This is a genomic window from Pseudoroseomonas cervicalis, from assembly GCF_030818485.1.
Classification (GTDB): Bacteria; Pseudomonadota; Alphaproteobacteria; order Acetobacterales; family Acetobacteraceae; genus Pseudoroseomonas; species Pseudoroseomonas cervicalis_A.
Window position 1 is genome coordinate 1,062,455 of sequence record NZ_JAUTAJ010000004.1, and the last position, 17,282, is coordinate 1,079,736.

General features: G+C 72.9%; 12 protein-coding genes. 8 read left to right on the forward strand and 4 right to left on the reverse strand.

The window, feature by feature from the left end; translation table 11 throughout:
* Positions 1-75: 75 nt before the first annotated feature.
* A complete protein-coding gene (locus QE401_RS08850; RefSeq protein WP_307137853.1) occupies positions 76-2,739 on the reverse strand; it encodes a bifunctional acetate--CoA ligase family protein/GNAT family N-acetyltransferase in 2,664 nt (887 codons plus the stop codon).
* 372 nt (positions 2,740-3,111) lie between these two features.
* On the opposite strand from QE401_RS08850, the gene tkt reads away from it, so the two are divergent.
* The 4 genes from tkt (at position 3,112) to QE401_RS08870 (ending at position 8,990) form a co-directional block, all read left to right on the forward strand.
* The gene (tkt, locus tag QE401_RS08855; protein WP_307137854.1) at positions 3,112-5,076 is read left to right on the forward strand and encodes a transketolase; all 1,965 of its coding nucleotides are present in this window, start codon (positions 3,112-3,114) and stop codon (positions 5,074-5,076) included.
* A gap of 51 nt (positions 5,077-5,127) precedes the next feature.
* Complete coding sequence (gap, locus tag QE401_RS08860) at positions 5,128-6,144, forward strand: type I glyceraldehyde-3-phosphate dehydrogenase (protein ID WP_307137855.1); 1,017 nt, start codon at positions 5,128-5,130, stop codon at positions 6,142-6,144.
* A 13-nt stretch (positions 6,145-6,157) separates the two neighbouring features.
* On the forward strand, positions 6,158-7,354 hold the full coding sequence (locus QE401_RS08865) for a phosphoglycerate kinase (protein WP_307137856.1): 1,197 nt from the start codon (positions 6,158-6,160) through the stop codon (positions 7,352-7,354).
* A 202-nt stretch (positions 7,355-7,556) separates the two neighbouring features.
* Positions 7,557-8,990, forward strand: coding sequence for an NAD-dependent succinate-semialdehyde dehydrogenase (locus tag QE401_RS08870; RefSeq protein ID WP_307137857.1), 1,434 nt, complete (start codon positions 7,557-7,559; stop codon positions 8,988-8,990).
* Positions 8,991-9,148: 158 nt separating this feature from the next.
* Here QE401_RS08870 and QE401_RS08875 read toward each other — a convergent pair whose 3' ends face one another.
* Entirely contained in the window at positions 9,149-10,453 is a 1,305-nt protein-coding gene (locus QE401_RS08875) for a hemolysin family protein (protein ID WP_307137858.1), read from the reverse strand.
* Between the two features lie 219 nt (positions 10,454-10,672).
* On the opposite strand from QE401_RS08875, the gene QE401_RS08880 reads away from it, so the two are divergent.
* Positions 10,673-12,331, forward strand: a complete 1,659-nt coding sequence (locus QE401_RS08880) for a glycosyltransferase family protein (RefSeq protein ID WP_307137859.1) — start codon at positions 10,673-10,675, stop codon at positions 12,329-12,331.
* Between the two features lie 15 nt (positions 12,332-12,346).
* Here the strand turns inward: QE401_RS08880 and QE401_RS08885 are convergent, their stop codons facing one another.
* Entirely contained in the window at positions 12,347-13,636 is a 1,290-nt protein-coding gene (locus QE401_RS08885; RefSeq protein ID WP_307137860.1) for an Hsp70 family protein, read from the reverse strand.
* Positions 13,637-13,814: 178 nt separating this feature from the next.
* On the opposite strand from QE401_RS08885, the gene QE401_RS08890 reads away from it, so the two are divergent.
* From QE401_RS08890 to QE401_RS08900, 3 genes are all read left to right on the forward strand, one after another.
* A complete protein-coding gene (locus tag QE401_RS08890) occupies positions 13,815-14,093 on the forward strand; it encodes a hypothetical protein (protein WP_307137861.1) in 279 nt (92 codons plus the stop codon).
* 102 nt (positions 14,094-14,195) lie between these two features.
* Positions 14,196-14,828, forward strand: a complete 633-nt coding sequence (locus tag QE401_RS08895; protein ID WP_307137862.1) for a bifunctional 4-hydroxy-2-oxoglutarate aldolase/2-dehydro-3-deoxy-phosphogluconate aldolase — start codon at positions 14,196-14,198, stop codon at positions 14,826-14,828.
* On the forward strand, positions 14,825-15,754 hold the full coding sequence (locus QE401_RS08900; RefSeq protein WP_307137863.1) for a sugar kinase: 930 nt from the start codon (positions 14,825-14,827) through the stop codon (positions 15,752-15,754). Before QE401_RS08895 ends, QE401_RS08900 begins: the two co-directional genes overlap by 4 nt.
* Before the next feature lie 43 nt (positions 15,755-15,797).
* Here the strand turns inward: QE401_RS08900 and QE401_RS08905 are convergent, their stop codons facing one another.
* Positions 15,798-17,282: a M81 family metallopeptidase gene (locus tag QE401_RS08905; protein WP_307137864.1), complete on the reverse strand. Its 1,485-nt coding sequence runs from the start codon at positions 17,280-17,282 to the stop codon at positions 15,798-15,800.

A 17,282-nucleotide genomic window follows, 5' to 3' on the forward strand; every position in this document is an offset into this window, starting at 1 on the left:
TGTCGGGCCTTGCCCTGCTGCTGCTCTGGATCGGGCTGCTGCTTCTGATCCGGCGCCGGCTGCGCCGCCGGCGGGCTAGAGATCCAGCCGCGCCTCCATGATGTCGTCATCCTCGGTGGAGCGGCTAAGCCGGAAGCCGAGGGCGCGGACGAAGCCCAGCATCGGCTGGTTGTCGGCCAGCACCTGGCCCACCACCCGCTCCAGCCCCTGGGCGCGGCCCCAGTCGAACAGGCGCTGCATCAGGTGGCGCGCCAGCCCCTGGCCCTTCCAGCCGGGCAGCGTCACCACGGCGAACTCGCCCTGGGCGCCGCCGGGCTCGCGGATCAGCCGGGCGACGCCGACGGTGCGCGGCGGCCCCTCCGCCGGCTCCTCCACCGCGACGAAGGCCATCTCGCGGTCGTAGTCGATCTGCGTCATGCGGGCGATCTGCGCCGGCGGCAGCTCCTTCAGCTGGCTGAAGAAGCGCCAGCGCACATCCTCCGGCGCCAGCTGGCGGAAGGCCTCGGCATGGGCGGCGGCATCCTCGGGGCGGATCGGCCGCACCACCAGGCGCCGCCCGTCCCGCGCCTGCCAGGGCTGCGCCAGCTCCGCCGGATAGGGCGGGATGGCCAGCGGCGAGGCTGTTCCCGGCGGCCGCAGCCCGCCCGAGGCGTCGAGCGCCACCACACCCCGCTCATCGGCCAGCAGCGGGTTGATGATCAGCCCCTCGATCTCGGGGAAGTCGACGGCGATCTGCGACAGCCGCACCAGGGAATCGGCGACCAGGGTGAGGTCGACCGGCGCGTGGTCGCGGAAGCCCTCCAGCAGCCGGATGCTGCGGGTGCGGCGCAACATGGCGAAGGCCAGGGTGCGGTTCAGCGGCGGCAGGTCGAAGGCGACATCCGGCTCGAAATCCGAGGCGGTGCCGCCACGGCCATAGCCGATCCAGGGGCCGAACATCGGGTCGGTGCCCAGGCGCAGCCGCAGCTCATGGCTGCGCAGCGCCCCGGCGCTGGCCTGGCGCTGCACCAGGAAGCCCATGATGCGCGCCTCCGGCCGCAGCTTCCGCACCTGGGCCAGCATCGCCTGCGCCGCCATGCGCAGCGAGGCGACATCCTTCAGCCCCAGCGCCACCCCGCCCACCTCGGTCTTGCGCGGCAGGTCCGGGCTCAGGATCTTCAGCACCACCGGGAAGCCGAGCCGCATGGCGGCGGCGATGGCGCCATCCGCATCGGCCACCGCATGGCCGGGGATCACACGCTGGCCATAGGCCTCCAGCACCTCCAGCGCCTCGGCCTCGGTGAAGCCGGTGCGGCCCTCCGCGCGCATGGCGTCGATCAGGCTGCGCACCCGGGCGCGGTCGGGGGCCAGCGCCAGCACCTCGCGCGGCGGCAGCTCGGCGGCGGCGGCGCGGTTGCGGCGGTCCATCGCCAGATGCAGCGCGCCGCGCACCGCGGCCTCGGGCGTGGCGAACACCGCAAGGCCGGCGGCCGCCAGCTCGCGCCGCGCCGGGGCGTCGGCGCGGCCGAGCCAGCCCAGCAGCAGCGGCGCGCCGCGCGTCGCCTTGGCCGCGGCGGCCAGGGCGGTGGCGGCGACGGCGCCATCGCTGCCGGCGGTCGGCGCATGCAGCGCCACCACCGAATCCACCTGCGGCAGGGCGGCCAGCAGGCTGGCGGCCTCGGCCAGGCGGTGGCCCTGCTCGGGCGGCAGCAGCAGCGGATTGGCCGGGCCCTCCGGCCCCTGGCCCGGCGAGGGCGGCAGGGCCAGGCGCAGCGTCTCCGCCGCCGCGCCATCCCATTGCGCCAGCCGCGCCCCGCCCTGCAGCACCGCATCCACCGCCAGCAGCGCCGGGCCCTGGCCATTGGCGACGATGGCGACGCGGTCGCCGGCCAGCGCGTCGCTGCCGGCACGCGAGGCCGGGCGCAGCCGCGCCAGCGTCTCGGCCGCCGCCAGCAGATCCTCGAGCCCGTTGACCCGCAGCACGCCGGCGCGGCGCAGCGCGGCCTCCATCACCGCATCGGCGATGCCGGAGGCGTCGATCTGTCGCCCCCCCGGGCGCAGCGCCACCACGGGGCGGGTGCGCGCCGTGGCGCGGGCGGCGGAGATGAACATGCGCCGGTTCTTGATGCGCCGCAGGTCCAGCAGCACGGCCCCCGCCGCCGGATCGCGCGCCAGCCAGTCCAGCGACAAGGCGAAGCCGAGGCCGTGATTGGTGCCGATGCCGACGATATGGCTGAAGCCCAGCTCCTCCCCGGCCGCCCAGTCGATGATGGCGCGCGCCATGGCGCCGGACTGGCAGAGCAGCGCCAGCCGCCCGGGCCTGGGCGTCAGATGCGACAGGCTGGCATTCAGCCCGAGCGCCGGCAGGCAGAGGCCGAAGCTGTGCGCCCCCAGCGCCCGGATGCCGGTGCGCTCGCACATTCCGGCGAGGTCGGTGGCGGCCACCGGCAGGATGGCGGCGAAGCAGCCGCGCGCCGCCAGCGCGGTCATCGCCGCCTCCTGCTCCGGCGGCGCCAGGCAGAGCACGGCGAGGTCCGGCGCCTCGGGCAGGGCGGCGATGTCGGCCGCCTCGACCAGGCCGGGCGCGGCCATGCCGATGACGAACAGCCCGCCCCGGAAGCCGCCCGCGGCCAGGTTGCGCGCCAGCACCGCCGATTCCGGCAGGGCGGGATCGGCCAGCAGCACCACGGAGCGCGGGCGGAACAGCGCGGTCTCATGGAAGCCGGGGGCGCGGCGTGGCAGGGCTAGGGGAAGCTTCATGGCCGGGCAGCTTTGCCGCGCCGCGCATCGCACCGCAACAAAAGCCTGCGCCATGCCGGGGCCCGCGGCGGCGGCGGAAACCGGCCTGGCCGGGGGCCGCCGCCGCCGGGAGGCTGGCAAGTCCGGCCCAGCCGAGGTAAGGGCTGCGGCGGCCCGACAGGCCGATGCTCCGCGCGGCCCGCCCGCCACCGGCAGGGCCCCGCCGGACGCGACGCCCGGGCTCCGGCCCCGCCGGGTTGCCGCGTCTTCATGTCGCCTTTATAGCCGTCCCGACGCCCGAGAGGTTCTTCGCCTTGGCCAGTATCGCCCCCCCTCCCCGACGCTTCCGCCAACCCCGCCATCGCGGCCCAGGCCGAGATCCTGGCGCGGCCGATGACCGAGAACCGGCGGATGGCCGACGCCATCCGGGCGCTGGCCATCGACGCGGTGGAGAAGGCCAAATCCGGCCATCCCGGCATGCCGATGGGCATGGCCGATGCGGCGACGGTGCTGTTCACCAAATTCCTCAAGCATGACGCGGCCGATCCGCGCTGGGCCGATCGCGACCGCTTCGTGCTCTCGGCCGGCCATGGCTCGATGCTGCTCTATGCCTGGCTGCATCTCTCCGGCCATGCCGGCATGGGCATCGAGGACATCAAGCAGTTCCGCCAGCTGCATTCGGTGGCCGCCGGCCATCCGGAATTCGGCGAGCACCCGGCGATCGAGACCACCACCGGCCCGCTCGGCCAGGGGCTGGCCAACGCCGTCGGCATGGCGCTGGCCGAGCGCCATCTGGCGGCGCGCTTCGGCAAGAGCCTGGTCGACCACCGCACCTGGGTGATCGCCGGCGATGGCTGCCTGATGGAGGGCATCAGCCACGAGGCCGCCTCCATCGCCGGCCACTTCAAGCTGTCGAAGCTGACCGTGCTGTGGGATGACAACGGCATCTGCATCGATGGCGATGTCGGGCTGACCAGCTCGGATGACGTGCTGAAGCGTTTTCTTTCGTATGGCTGGGCGGTGAAGCGGGTCGACGGGCACAACCCGGCCGAGGTGGAGAAGGCGCTGGAGGCGGCGACGCGCTCGAAGAAGCCGACCATCATCGCCTGCCGCACCATCATCGGCTTCTCCGCCCCCAGCAAGGCGGGCACCGCCGGCAGCCATGGCAGCCCGCTGGGCGGGCCGGAGGCCAGCGCCGCCAAGGAGGCGCTGGGCTGGACCGCCGGCCCCTTCGAGGTTCCGGCCGAGATCAAGGCCGCCTGGGAGGCCGCCGGCCGCCGCAGCGCCGGCACCCGCCGCTCCTGGCTGAAGCGCCTGGCCAACCACCCGCAGAAGGCCGAGTTCGAGCGCGCCATGGCCGGCAAGCTGCCGGAGGGCTGGCACGAGGCCGCCGCCGCCTATCGCGCCAAGCTGGCCGAGGACAAGCCGAAGATCGCCAGCCGCGTGGCCAGCCAGCGGGCGCTGGAGGTGCTGGTGCCGGCCATCCCGGAGATGATCGGCGGCTCGGCCGACCTCACCGGCTCGAACAACACCAACGTCAAGGGCATCCCCGTGCTGACGCCGGCCAATTACGCCGGCCGCTATGTGCATTGGGGCATCCGCGAGCATGGCATGGCAGCCGCGATGAACGGCATGGCGCTGCATGGCGGCACCATTCCCTATTCGGGCACCTTCCTGGTCTTCGCAGATTATCTGCGCCCGTCGCTGCGCCTCGCGGCCCTGATGCGCCAGCGCGTCATCCATGTGCTGACGCATGACAGCATCGGCCTCGGCGAGGATGGCCCGACCCACCAGCCGGTGGAGACCCTGGCCAGCCTGCGCGCCATCCCCAACCTCTATGTCTTCCGCCCGGCGGATGCGATGGAGACGGCGGAGTGCTGGGAGATCGCGGTGGCCCGCGCCGATGGCCCGGCCGTGCTGGCGCTGTCGCGGCAGAACCTGCCGGCGCTGCGCGCCGAGGCGGGCGAGAACAAATCGGCCCGCGGCGGCTATGTGCTGGCCGAGGCCTCCGGCCCGCGCCGCGCGACGCTGATCGCCACCGGCTCCGAGGTGCAGCTGGCGATGGCCGCGCGCGAGACGCTGGAGGCCGAGGGCATCCCGACCGCCGTGGTCTCGCTGCCCTGCTGGGAGCTGTTCGCGCTGCAGGATGAGAGCTACCGCGCGGCCGTGCTGGGCGATGCGCCCCGCATCGGCATCGAGGCGGCGCTGCCCTTCGGCTGGGACCGCTGGCTCGGCAGTGATGCAACCTTCATCGGCATGACGGGGTTCGGTGCCTCGGCACCGGCCGAGGATCTCTATCGCCACTTCGGCATCACGGCGGATGCCGCGGTGGCCGCTGTCAAGCGCAAGCTGGGCTGAGCGGGGCGCCTGCCCCCTTCGCCTGTTACGGGAAAGACGAGGAAAGACACCATGGCTGTGAAGGTCGCGATCAACGGGTTCGGGCGTATCGGTCGCCTCGTGCTGCGCGCCGCCTGCGAGAGCGGGCGCGACGATGTCGAGTTCGTTGCCATCAACGACCTGGGCTCCGTCGAGGCGAACGCGCATCTGTTCCGCTATGACAGCGTGCATGGCCGCTTCCCCGGCGAGGTGATCGTCGAGGGCGACAGCATCACCATCAAGGCCCATGGCAAGACCTGGGGCCCGATCAAGGTGACGGCCGAGCGCGACCCGACCAAGCTGAAGTGGGACGGCGTCGACATCGCCGCCGAGTGCACCGGCATCTTCACCGCGCGCGAGAAGGCGCAGGTGCTGCTCGGCACCGGCGCGCGCAAGGTGCTGATCTCGGCCCCCGGCGAGGGCGCCGACAAGACCATCGTCTATGGCGTCAACCACAAGACGCTGACGGCCGAGGACAAGATCGTCTCCAACGCCTCCTGCACCACCAACTGCCTGGCGCCGGTCGCCAAGGTGCTGCACGAGAAGTTCGGCATCGAGCGCGGCTACATGGTCACCATCCACGCCTATACGGGTGACCAGAACACCGTCGACACGCTGCACAAGGACCTCCACCGCGCCCGCGCCGCGGCGGTCTCGGCCATCCCGACCTCGACCGGTGCCGCCAAGGCCGTGGGCCTGGTGCTGCCGGAGCTGAAGGGCAAGCTGGACGGCACCGCCATCCGCATCCCGACGCCGAATGTCTCGCTGGTCTCCCTCGACTTCGTGCCCTCCAAGACCGGGCTGACGAAGGAGGAGATCAACACGGCGATCAAGGCGGCGGCCGAGGGCGAGCTGAAGGGCATCCTGGGCTACAGCACCGAGAAGCTGGTCAGCATCGACTTCAACCACAACCCGGCTTCCTCGACCTTCGACGCCACACAGACCCAGGTGGTCGATGGCGCCCTGGTGCGCGTGATGTCCTGGTACGACAATGAGTGGGGCTTCTCCAACCGCATGTCGGACACCGCCGCCTATCTCGGCAAGCTCTGAGCGGGGCGCGGCCATGGCCCGGTTCCGGACGCTCGACCAGCTCGACCCCGCCGGCAAGCGGGTCCTGCTGCGCGCCGACCTGAACGTGCCGGTGCGCGACGGTCAGATCAGCGACCGCACGCGCATCGAGCGCCTCGCCCCCACCATCCGCGAGCTGGCGGAGAAGGGCGGGCGCGTCATCGTGCTCAGCCATTTCGACCGGCCGAAGGGCAAGCGGGTGCCGGAGATGTCGCTGAAGCCGATGGCCGAGGCGCTCTCCGCCACGCTGGGCCGGCCCGTCGCCTTCGCCGATGACTGCATCGGCGCGGTGGCGGAAGCCGCCGTCGCGGCGCTCAAGGATGGCGACATCCTGGTGCTGGAGAACACGCGCTACCACGCCGGGGAGGAGAAGAACGACCCGGCGCTGGTCGACGCGCTGGCCAAACTGGGAGACGTGTTCGTCAACGACGCCTTCTCCGCCGCGCATCGCGCGCATGCCTCGACCGAGGGCGTGGCGCACAAGCTGCCTTCCTATGCCGGGCGGCTGATGCAGGCGGAGCTGGAGGCGCTGGATGCGGCGCTGGGCAATCCGGCGCGGCCGCTGGTGGCCATCGTCGGCGGCGCCAAGGTCAGCACCAAGCTCGACCTGCTGGGCAACCTGTCGAAGAAGGTGAATGTGCTGGTCATCGGCGGTGCCATGGCCAACACCTTCCTCGCCGCCCAGGGCAAGTTCATGGGCAAGTCGCTGCAGGAAGCGGAGATGCACGGCACGGCGCTGCGCATCCTCGACGAGGCCAAGGCGGCGGGCTGCGAGGTGCTGCTGCCGGAAGACCTGGTGGTGGCCGAGGCGTTTGCCGCCAATGCCCCCAACCGCACCGTCTCGGTCGACAATGTGCCCGAGGGCATGATGGCGCTCGATGTCGGGCCGCAGACCGTGGCCGCCGTCGAGTCGCGGCTGAAGCGGGCCTCCACCCTGGTGTGGAACGGTCCCTTCGGCGCCTTCGAGATACCGCCCTTCGATACCGCGACCGTGCAGGTGGCGCAGACCGCGGCGGGGCTCACCACCTCGGCCGGGCTGAAGACCATCGGCGGCGGCGGCGACACCGTCTCGGCCCTGCGCCATGCGGGCGTTGCCGACCGCATGACCTATGTCTCCTCGGCCGGCGGCGCCTTCCTCGAATGGCTCGAGGGCAAGACGCTGCCGGGTGTGGCGGTGCTGCAGGAAGGCTGAGGCGCGGCGCGCCACTGGCCGGATGATCCGAGGCCGGGGCCCACGCCCCGGCCTTTTTTCATGGGCGCCCTCCGACTCGCGCCCCCTGCCCTCGCCTCATCGGATGACCCGAGGCCCCGCCGGGAAATCCCGGGTCAAGGGGTGGCGCTGCGCCGGACATGGCTCCACATTCCGCCGGACTCTCAAACGAGGAGACGCTGCGATGTATCAGGACGTCCTGCTCCATATCGACGGCCAGTGGCGCGCCGCGACCGGCGGCCGCACCATTCCCGTGCTGAACCCGGCGACCGAGGAGGTGATCGGCACCGTCCCGCATGCCAGCCAGGCCGATATGGACGAGGCGCTGGCCGCGGCCGAGCGCGGCTTCGCCACCTGGCGCAAGGTCTCGGCCTATGAGCGCTCCAAGCTGATGCGCAAGGCGGCCGATCTGCTGCGCTCGCGCGCCGACAGCATCGCGAAGCTGATGACGCTGGAGCAGGGCAAGCCGCTGCCGGAAGCGAAGATGGAGGTGCTGGCCGGCGCCGACATCATCGACTGGTTCGCCGAGGAAGCCCGCCGCGCCTATGGCCGCGTCATCCCGGCCCGTGGCGAGGGCATCTACCAGCTGGTGGTGAAGGAGCCGGTCGGCCCCGTCGCCGCCTTCACCCCCTGGAACTTCCCGATCAACCAGGTGGTGCGCAAGCTCTCCGCGGCGCTGGCCACCGGCTGCTCGATCATCGTCAAGGCGCCGGAGGAGACCCCGGCCTCCCCGGCCGAGCTGATCCGCTGCTTCATCGATGTCGGCCTGCCGCAGGGCGTGGTCGGGCTGCTCTATGGCGTGCCCGCCGAGATCTCCTCCTACCTGATCCCGCACCCGACCATCCGGAAGGTGACCTTCACCGGCTCGACCCCGGTGGGCAAGCATCTGGCGGAGCTGGCCGGCAAGCACATGAAGCGCGCCACGATGGAGCTGGGCGGCCATGCCCCGGCCATCGTGTTCGACGACGCCGATGTCGAGGTGGCGAGCAAGACGCTGGCCACCAGCAAGTTCCGCAATGCCGGCCAGGTCTGCGTCTCCCCCACCCGCTTCCTGGTGCAGGAGAAGGTGTTCGACCAGTTCGTCGAGAAGTTCACCGCCTATGCCAAATCGGTGAAGGTCGGCAACGGCTTGGAAGAGGGCACCCAGATGGGCCCGCTGGCCAATGACCGGCGCATCCCGGCCATGGAGGCGCTGATCGGCGACGCCACCCAGAAGGGCGCCGAGCTGCGCGCCGGCGGCAGTCGCATCGGCAACAAGGGCTATTTCTTCGAGCCCACCGTGCTGACCGGCCTGACCCGTGAGATGCGCGCCATGAACGAGGAGCCCTTCGGCCCGCTCGCCCTGATGGTGCCGTTCCGCGATTTCGACGAGGTGGTGGAGGAGGCGAACCGCCTGCCCTTCGGCCTCGCGGCCTACGCCTTCACCCGCTCGGCCAAGACGGCGAACGCCATCGCCAGCCAGGTCGAGAGCGGCATGATGACGATCAACCATCTGGGCCTGGCCCTGCCGGAAGTGCCCTTTGGCGGCATCAAGGACAGCGGCTATGGCTCGGAAGGCGGTTCGGAGGCGATCGAGGCCTATCTGAACACCAAATTCGTGACCCAGGCCGGGCTGTAAGCCCGGCCCCGGGGAGGCATTGGGGGGAGGCTCCGGCCTCCCCCGCCGTCACGCCGCGGCGGCGCTGCCGCCGCGGGACCGGCCAGGGCGCCCGGCGCGCCCGGCCGCAGGACCGGAGAGGACGAGCGCCAGGCCCGCCGCCACCCCGTTGCCGCCGCCTAGCCGCCCGTCGCCTGCTCGCGGCTGGCCAGCACCTTGTCGACGCGGCGGCCATCCATGTCGATGATCTCGAAGCGCCAGCCGGACCAGACGATGCGGTCGCCCTCGCGCGGCACGCGGTGCAGCAGCGCCAGCATCAGCCCGGCCACGGTGTGGTAGCTGCCCTCGGCCGGCAGCTCCGGCAGGTCCAGCCGCGCCTTCAGCTCGTCGCTGGGCAGCATGCCGTCCAGCAGCAGGCTGCCATCATGGCGCTCCACCACATCGCCGCCCGCGGCCGGCACCGCCACCGGCCCCAGCTCGCCGACGATCGCCTCCAGCAGGTCGGAGGCGGTGACCACCCCCTCGAAGCTGCCATACTCGTCCATCACCAGCGCGATGCCGATCGGGTCGGCGCGCAGCCGCTCCAGCGCGGAGAGCGCCGAGAGGCTGTCCGGCAGGATCATCGGCTGGCGCATGGCGGCGGCCATGTCGAGCGGCCCGCCGGCCAGCAGCTGGTCCAGCAGATCCTTGGCCGCCACCACGCCGACGACATGGTCGATGCGCCGCTCGGCCACCACGAAGCGGGTCACCGGGCTGCTGCGCACGCGGCTGGCCACATCCTCCTGCGCCGCGCCGCGCTCCAGCCACTCCACCTCGGTGCGCGGCGTCATCAGCGCGCGCACCGGCTTGTCGGCCAGGCGCAGCACGCGCTCGATCATGTGCCGCTCCTCGGTCTCCAGCGCGCCGGCCTCGGCGCCCTCGGCGACCGCGGCCTTGACCTCCTCCTCGGTGATGGTCGCCGAGATCGGGCGGGAGGCGCCGAGCAGCCCCAGCACCAGGGCGGAGGAGCGCGACAGCAGCCAGACCATCGGCGCGGCGACGCGCGACAGCAGCGACATGGGCGGCGCCACCAGCACCGCGACCGCCTCCGGATTGCGCAGCGCCAGCTGCTTCGGCACCAGCTCGCCCAGGATCAGCGAGGCATAGGTGATGCCGATGACCACGATGCCGAGCGCGATCTGCCCGGCATAGGCCTCCAGCCCCGGCACCCCGGCCAGCACGCCCCCCAGCCGCTGCGCCAGTCCCTGGCCGGCGAAGGCGCCGGCCAGCACGCCGACCAGGGTGATGCCGACCTGCACGGTGGGCAGGAAGCGCTGCGGGTCCTCGGTCAGCGCCAGCGCCGCGCCGGCGCCGGCCCGCCCGGCCCGCTGCATGCCCAGCAGCCGCACCCGGCGCGAGGAGACGAGGGCCAGTTCGCTCATGGCGAAGACACCGTTGAGCAGCACCAGAAGCAGGATCACGGCGAGCTCGAGCGCGACACCCATCTGTGGAAAATCTCCTTGTGGCGTAGCCCGTTCGGGCGGGGCGGAGCAGCGTTGCCTGGCCGGGTTCTAGGGCAGCTCTGCCACAGGGTCACGCCCCATGGCCCCATTCCTGCCATCAAGCGGTCGATCCCCTGCCGCATCGAGCGGGCAGAACAGCCGCATCCGACAGGCCCGTAACCCGGACTCGGCACGATGAATGCACAGGCTCCCCATCCGGTTGTGACCGAAAGCCCGCTCGCCGCGCCCATGGCGCGGCGGGGTGCGGCGCGTGCCGCCGCGCCGGGGCCCGCCTGGCGGCTGGCCACGCTGCTGCTGCCCGCCCTGGCGCAGCCGCTGCTGTGGTGGCCGGCCGCGCTGGCGGAAGGCTGGCCGGCCCTCTGGCCCTGGGCGCTGGCCGGCGCCTCGCTGGGCGGCCTGCTGACGGCGCTGGCGCTGCGCGACGGCGCGGCGCTGCGCGGCGAGGCGCGGCTGGCGCTCGGCCTGCTGGCGCAGCTGCTGGGCGCCGCCTGGCTGGCCTCGGCGGGGGCGGAGCAGGCGCTGCTCTGGCTGCTGCTGCAGGCCGCCGGCAGCCTAGTGCTGCTCTACCAGGCGCGGCTGCTGGCCGATGCGCGGGGGCTGCGCTGCCACCGCCGGCGCTGGCCGGCCCTCGATGGCTCGCTGGCGCGGCCGCTGCCCAAGGTGTCGCTGCACCTGATCAGTCATGACGCGCCGCCGGCGGTGATGCGCGACACGCTGGACCGGCTGGCCGAGCTCGACTACCCGGCCTTCGAGGTGCTGGTGGTCGACAGCAGCGAGGCCCCGGCGCGCTGGGAGAAGGTGGCGGAGCATGTCGCCCGCCTCGGCCCGCGCTTCCGCTTCTTCCAGATCGGCGCCTGCCCGCAGGCGGCGCGCGGCTTCGCGCTGCGCGAGACGGCGCCGGACGCGCTGGCCATCGGCCTGGTCGAGCCCGGCTGCCGGGTGCGGCCGGACTGGCTGCGCCGCGGCATGCCCTTCCTGCAGGCGCGGCTCGGCCTCGGCTATGTGCAGGCGGCGCAGGCGGTGCCGGGCGCAGAGGCCGGGCTGGCGCAGCGCCTGGCGCATGCCGCCGATGAAGGCGCCTGGACCCTGCCCCGCCAGGCCGCCAATGAGCATTGCGCGGCGCGGCTGCGCCCCTCCCTCGCGCTGATCCGCGCCGAGGCGCTGCGCCTGGCCGGCGGCTGGGACGCGGCGGCGCCGGAGCCGGTGGCCGAGCTCGGCCTGCGGCTGCTGCGCCAGGGCTGGGACAGCGCCGCGCTGGCCGAGCCGATGGGCGAGGCCCCTGCCCAGGCGGTGCCGCCCGCCGGCCTCGGCCATGCGCTGCGGCGCCATGCCGATGTGCTGTTCCGCCCCTGGCATCGCGGCCTGGCGGTGGGCCAGCGCCGGCATCTGCTGGCGCCCGCCCTGCAGGTGGCGGCCGAGGCGCTGTGGGCCGGCGCCGCCCTGGCGGCGCTGGCGGTCACGCTGGGGCTGCTGGCGGCGCGCGATGGCAGCGCCGCGCCGCTGCTGCCCTTCGCCCTGCTGGCGCTGGCCCTGCCGGCGGCGATGGCCGGCCGGGCGCTGCTGCTGGCGCCGCGCGGGCTGCGCGGCCTGGCGGCGGTGGCGGCGCTGGCCGGGCTGGCGCAGCGCGGGCCGGATGCGGCGGCGGCGCTGCTGGGCCTGTCCAGCCCGCGCGGCCGCTGGCGCGGCCTGGGCAGCCAGGCCGGCACCTTCCTGGCGCTCGCCCTGCTGGCCCTGCCCTTCTCGGCCGGCTGGGCCGGGCTGCTGGCGGGCTTCGCCCTGCCGGCGCTGGCCGCGCTGGCGCTGTGGGCCCGGGCGCGCCGCGCCACCGGCCTCGCTTCCTGGCGCCACCGCGCCGGCTGAGCCGGCGGGCGGGCCTCAGGCGGCCAGCGCCCGCTCGGCGCCGATCAGCGCCAGCCCCTCGGCCACCGAGACGAATTCGCCGCCATGCGCCACATTGCCGGCGCCGAAGCGCCGCTCGAACACGCCGCGCACCGCCGGGACCAGGGAGGTGCCGCCGGTGAGGAAGACCTTGTCCACCGCCTCCGGCGCCAGGCCGGCATCGGCCAGCGCCTGGTCGACGGCGGCGCCGATGCGGGTCAGCTCGGGCGTGATCCACTGCTCGAAATCGGCGCGGGCGATCTGCTCCTCCAGCACGAAATCGCCATGGCGGAAGCGCAGCTCGGCGCTGTCGGCGCGCGACAGCGCCGCCTTCACGCCGGAGACGGCCTGGTAGAGCGCATAGCCGGTCTCATCCTCCACCAGCCGCATCAGGTGCTGCAGCTTCTCCGGATGGTCGGCGGCGCGCGCCACCTCGGCGATCTCGCGCATGGTGCGCGGCGCGCGCATCAGCGACAGCCGGTGCCAACGGGCGAAGCTGGTGTAGAAGCTGGGCGGCACCGGCAGGGCCGTGCCCATCACCCGGTAGCTGTCGCCCTTGCCCAGACGCGGCGACACCACATGGTCGATGATGCGGTAGTCGAAGGCATCGCCGGCGATGCCGAGCCCGGCATGGCCCAGCGCCGTGACGCGGCGGCCCGGCGCCGCGCCGGGGTCGAAGCGCATCAGCGAGAAATCGCTGGTGCCGCCGCCGAAATCCCCCACCAGCACGGTGGCCGGCCCGTCCAGCGTGGCGGCGAAGCGGTGGCCGGCGGCCTCGGGCTCCAGCGCCAGGGTGACATCCGACCAGCCGGCGCCGCGGAAGGCGGCGCTCAGGCGCTGGGTCGCCAGCGCGTCATCCGCCTGCTCGCCGACGAAGCGCACCGGGCGGCCGGCCACCACCCGGGCCTGCGCCAGGGCGCTGCCGGTGGGGGCGCTGGCCAGCAGGGCGCGCAGGAAGAGGGAGATCAGCTCCTCCAGCCCGAAGCTGCGGCCGAAGATGCGGGTCTCCTGGAAACTGCGGCTGGCCAGGTAGCTTTTCATCGACATGATCAGCCGGCAGCCCAGCGGATCGTCGAGATAGGCCTCGATGGCCATCGGGCCGGCGGCGTGCTGCAGCCGGCCGCGGCTGGGCCCGGTTTCCTCGGCCCAGAAGCAGAGCAGGGAGCGGAAGGTGTCGATCTCGGCCCCGCCCACCGCGTAGCGGACGGTGCCGACGGCGCCATCCTCCCCATGCAGCGCGATGACGCTGTTGGTGGTGCCGAAATCGAGTCCGATGGTTTCGGCCATGATAGCCTCTCCGCGCTGAGGGGCGCGCGTTAGAGCAGATCGGGCCCGGCAGGAAAACCCGCCCAGGCCATTCCACGGGGCCATCCCGAATTTTTTATGAGTGTCTCGTTTTTTGAGATGGCTTTATGCGTCCGTCGTCTGTTAACAGGGTATCAACAGATCGAGCAGAGGCCCCGCCATGGACCAGTCCGCCTCCATCCTTTGCTTCCCGCAGCAGCCGCAGGATCGGTTGCGCCTGGCGCTGCGGAAGCTGGAAACCGCGCTGGCGGAGCAGGCCGAGGCGGTGGCGCTGTTCCGCAGCAATCTGCAGGAGCTGAAGAGCGCCACCAGCGGCCTGGCGACGCAGGTGCACCGCTATCACGACACGCTGGGCGAGACGGCGGTGAAGGTGCGCCACGCGCACGAGTCCGCCCGCGCGCTGGAGCGCACCGCCGAGAAGATGTCCGCGCTGGGCTGAGGCCCGGATCCGGCAGCAGGCGGCGACCGCCCGCCTGCCCCGCTTCCCGCCAGAAGGCGGGAGGGCTAGCCTTCCCGCAACATCGCCGGGAGGCCCGAGCCCATGACCCCGCATCCGCTGATCGAACAGTTCCGTGCCGCGCGCATCGTGCCCGTGGTGCGCACCAGCAGCGCCGAGCACGCCGCCACCGCCTGCGCCTGGCTGCGCGACGCGGGCATCACCATTTTCGAGATCACCCTCACCATTCCGGACGCGCTGTCGGTGATCCGTGACCTGGCCAGCGACCCGAAGCTGCTGGTCGGCGCCGGCACGGTGCCCTCGGCCGCCGATGCCGAGGCCTGCCTCTCGGCGGGCGCGCGCTTCATCGTCTCGCCCTGGGTGGATGCCGCGCTGGCGGCGCCCTGCCGCGATTCCGGCGCCTGCCTGATGATGGGCGCGCTGACGCCGACCGAGGTGCGCGCGGCGCGCCAGGCCGGGGCGGATGTGGTGAAGATCTTCCCGGCCAGCTCGGTGGGCGGCCCGGCCCATATCAGGTCGCTCCGCGCGGTCTTCCCGACCACCGCCTTCTGTCCCACCGGCGGGGTGGATGCGCGCAATGCCGGCGACTACATCGCCGCCGGCGCGGCCTTTGTCGGCATCGGCGGCAAGCTGGTGGACGAGGCGGCGATCGCCGCCGGCAAGCGCGAGCTGGTGCAGGCGGCGGCGCGCGAGGCGCTGGGGATCGCCCAGGCATGAGCCGGCTGGATGTGCTGTGCCTCGGCGAGCCGATGCTGGAATTCAACCAGCTGCCGCCGGATGAACAAGGCCGCGCTCTGTATCTGGAGGGGCATGGCGGCGACACCTCCAACGCCGCCATCGCCGCGGCGCGGGCCGGGGCGCGGGCGGGCTATGTCTCCGCCATCGGGCGGGACGCGCCGGGGCGCAGCTTCCTGGCGCTGTGGGCGGCCGAGGGGGTGGATGCCAGCACGGTGGCCCAGCGCGAGGATGCGCCAACGGGTATCTATTTCGTGACGCATGGCCCGCAGGGGCATGAATTCACCTTCTACCGCGCCGGCAGTGCCGCCAGCCGCATGGCGCCGGCCGACATGCCGGAGGCGGCGCTGAAGGCGACGCGCATCCTGCACCTGTCCGGCATCAGCCAGGCGATCTCGGCCAGCGCCTGCGATGCCTGTTTCCATGCCATGGAGCTGGCGCGGGCGGGCGGCGCGATGGTCAGCTACGACACCAATCTGCGCCGCGCGCTCTGGCCGCTGCCGCGGGCGCGGGCGGTGATCCATGCCTCGCTGCGCATGGCCGACATCGCCTTCCCCAGCCATGACGACGCCATGGCGCTGACCGGGCTCGAGGATCCCGATGCCATCGCGGATGTCTATCTGGAGATGGTGCCGCAGGTGATCCTGAAGCTCGGCCGCCAGGGGGTGATGGTGGCGACGCGGGAGGGCCGCACCACCCTGCCCGGCCACAGCGTGAAGGCGGTGGACGCCACCGGCGCCGGCGACACCTTCGCCGGCAATTTCCTGGCCCGGCTGTCCCAGGGCGACAGCCTGGAGCAGGCCGCGCGCTACGCCAATGCGGCCGCCGCGCTGGCGACGACGGGCTATGGCGCCGTCGCCCCCATGCCCCGCCCCGAAGCGGTGCGCGCCCTGATGGGCGCCCACTGAAGGCGGGGTCCGGGGGGACCCTGTCCCCCCGGCCTTTTCTTGCTTATGCGGCGCGCGGCCGCGTGCGCAGCCCTGGGCGCAGATGCTGGAAGGGCAGCGAGGAGGGGTCGGCCAGCACCGGCCCTGGCGCCGCGACGACCAGCACCTGCTCCGCGATCGGCTGGAAATCGGCGCGGAAATGCACGCTGCTCTTCAGCGCCAGGATGTTTTCCCGGGCCGGCTCGATGCCGATATGGCGGAACAGCGCCTGGTCATGCGCCTGCATCTTGCGGCTGACGATGATGATTTTGACCGGCCCGATGGCGATGAGCGCCGAGGGCCCGAGATCGGCCGGGTTGCCCGCGCTCATCGGCCCGGTGCAGGTGAAGCGGCCATCGGTCAGGCGCAGCACCTTCACCCGTGCCTCGAAGGGCACGCCATCCGACTTGCCGCCCAGCTTCAGCTCCAGCTCGGCGCCCTCGCCCGCCGCGTGGCAGGCGGCGGCGCTTTCGGCGTCGTTGATCAGGCCGAGGGTGGCGTCGGCCTGCTGGCGGACCAGCTCGGCGAGCAGGCCGGTGGTGTCGCCATGGCCGCCGCCACCGGGATTGTCCTGGGTGTCGGCCAGCACGATAGGTTTCGTGGCGGATGCGGCGATCTGCTTCGCCTTCGCCACGCCCTCCGCCGCCGGCAGGGCGCTGCCGGCGAAGAGCGGCTCCCGCTCCGCCAGCACCGCCAGCAGGGCGTCGGCGGCCTGGTCGGCGGCAGCCTGATCCTGGGCGTAGCAGGCCAGCGCCACGCCGCAATCGGCGAAATCGGCATAGGGGAAGCCGAAGCAGAAGCCGAGCTCGGCGACGCCCGGGCGCCGCGCCAGCTCGGCGCGGGTGGCCATGACGCCCTGCATCGGCTCGACCATGGTGCATTGCGTGGTCAGCGGCATCCAGTACTCGGCCTGGCGGAAGGCGCGGGCGAAGGGGGTGCCGCGGGCGATGCGGTCGGCCAGAAGCTGCATGGCCTGGGCGCCGGCGGCCTTCATGTCGACATGCGGATAGGTGCGGAAGGGCACCAGCGCGTCCGCCATCTCCACCATCCGCAGGGTCAGGTTGCAATGCGGGTCGAGGCTGGCGGTGACGGGGATGTCGGGCCCCACCACCGCGCGCACGCGGCGCAGCAGCTCGCCCTCGGCGTCCGGGAAGCCCTCCGCCACCATGGCGCCGTGCAGGTCGAGATAGACGCCATCCAGCTTGCCCGCATCCAGCGCGTCGGCGAGGTCGGCGATGATGCAGGCGCTGATGCGCTCGAAGGCCTGTTCGGTGACAGGGCCGGCCGGGTTGGCGAAGCTCCAGGCCAGCGGCACCAGGGTGGCGCCGAGCTCGGCGGCGCGCTCGATGGCGCCGGCCGAGGGGACGGAGGTCGGGCGCAGCGTGTCGAGCAGCCCGGCGCCGCGCTGGAAGCCGGGGAAGCCGCCGGGGCTGCGGAATTCCTCCCACCCCGTCGAACGCGGGGCGAAGGAATGGCTCTCATGCAGGAAGCCGCCCAGGGCGATGCGCAT

Excerpts from the sequence above, each read along its gene's own strand:
- QE401_RS08850 (WP_307137853.1), bottom strand. The coding sequence starts at position 2,739 with ATGAAGCTTCCCCTAGCCCTGCCACGCCGCGCCCCCGGCTTCCATGAG.
- tkt (WP_307137854.1), top strand. The coding sequence starts at position 3,112 with ATGACCGAGAACCGGCGGATGGCCGACGCCATCCGGGCGCTGGCCATC.
- gap (WP_307137855.1), top strand. The coding sequence starts at position 5,128 with ATGGCTGTGAAGGTCGCGATCAACGGGTTCGGGCGTATCGGTCGCCTC.
- QE401_RS08865 (WP_307137856.1), top strand. The coding sequence starts at position 6,158 with ATGGCCCGGTTCCGGACGCTCGACCAGCTCGACCCCGCCGGCAAGCGG.
- QE401_RS08870 (WP_307137857.1), top strand. The coding sequence starts at position 7,557 with ATGTATCAGGACGTCCTGCTCCATATCGACGGCCAGTGGCGCGCCGCG.
- QE401_RS08875 (WP_307137858.1), bottom strand. The coding sequence starts at position 10,453 with ATGGGTGTCGCGCTCGAGCTCGCCGTGATCCTGCTTCTGGTGCTGCTC.
- QE401_RS08885 (WP_307137860.1), bottom strand. The coding sequence starts at position 13,636 with ATGGCCGAAACCATCGGACTCGATTTCGGCACCACCAACAGCGTCATC.
- QE401_RS08890 (WP_307137861.1), top strand. The coding sequence starts at position 13,815 with ATGGACCAGTCCGCCTCCATCCTTTGCTTCCCGCAGCAGCCGCAGGAT.
- QE401_RS08895 (WP_307137862.1), top strand. The coding sequence starts at position 14,196 with ATGACCCCGCATCCGCTGATCGAACAGTTCCGTGCCGCGCGCATCGTG.
- QE401_RS08900 (WP_307137863.1), top strand. The coding sequence starts at position 14,825 with ATGAGCCGGCTGGATGTGCTGTGCCTCGGCGAGCCGATGCTGGAATTC.
- QE401_RS08905 (WP_307137864.1), bottom strand. The coding sequence starts at position 17,282 with ATGCGCATCGCCCTGGGCGGCTTCCTGCATGAGAGCCATTCCTTCGCC.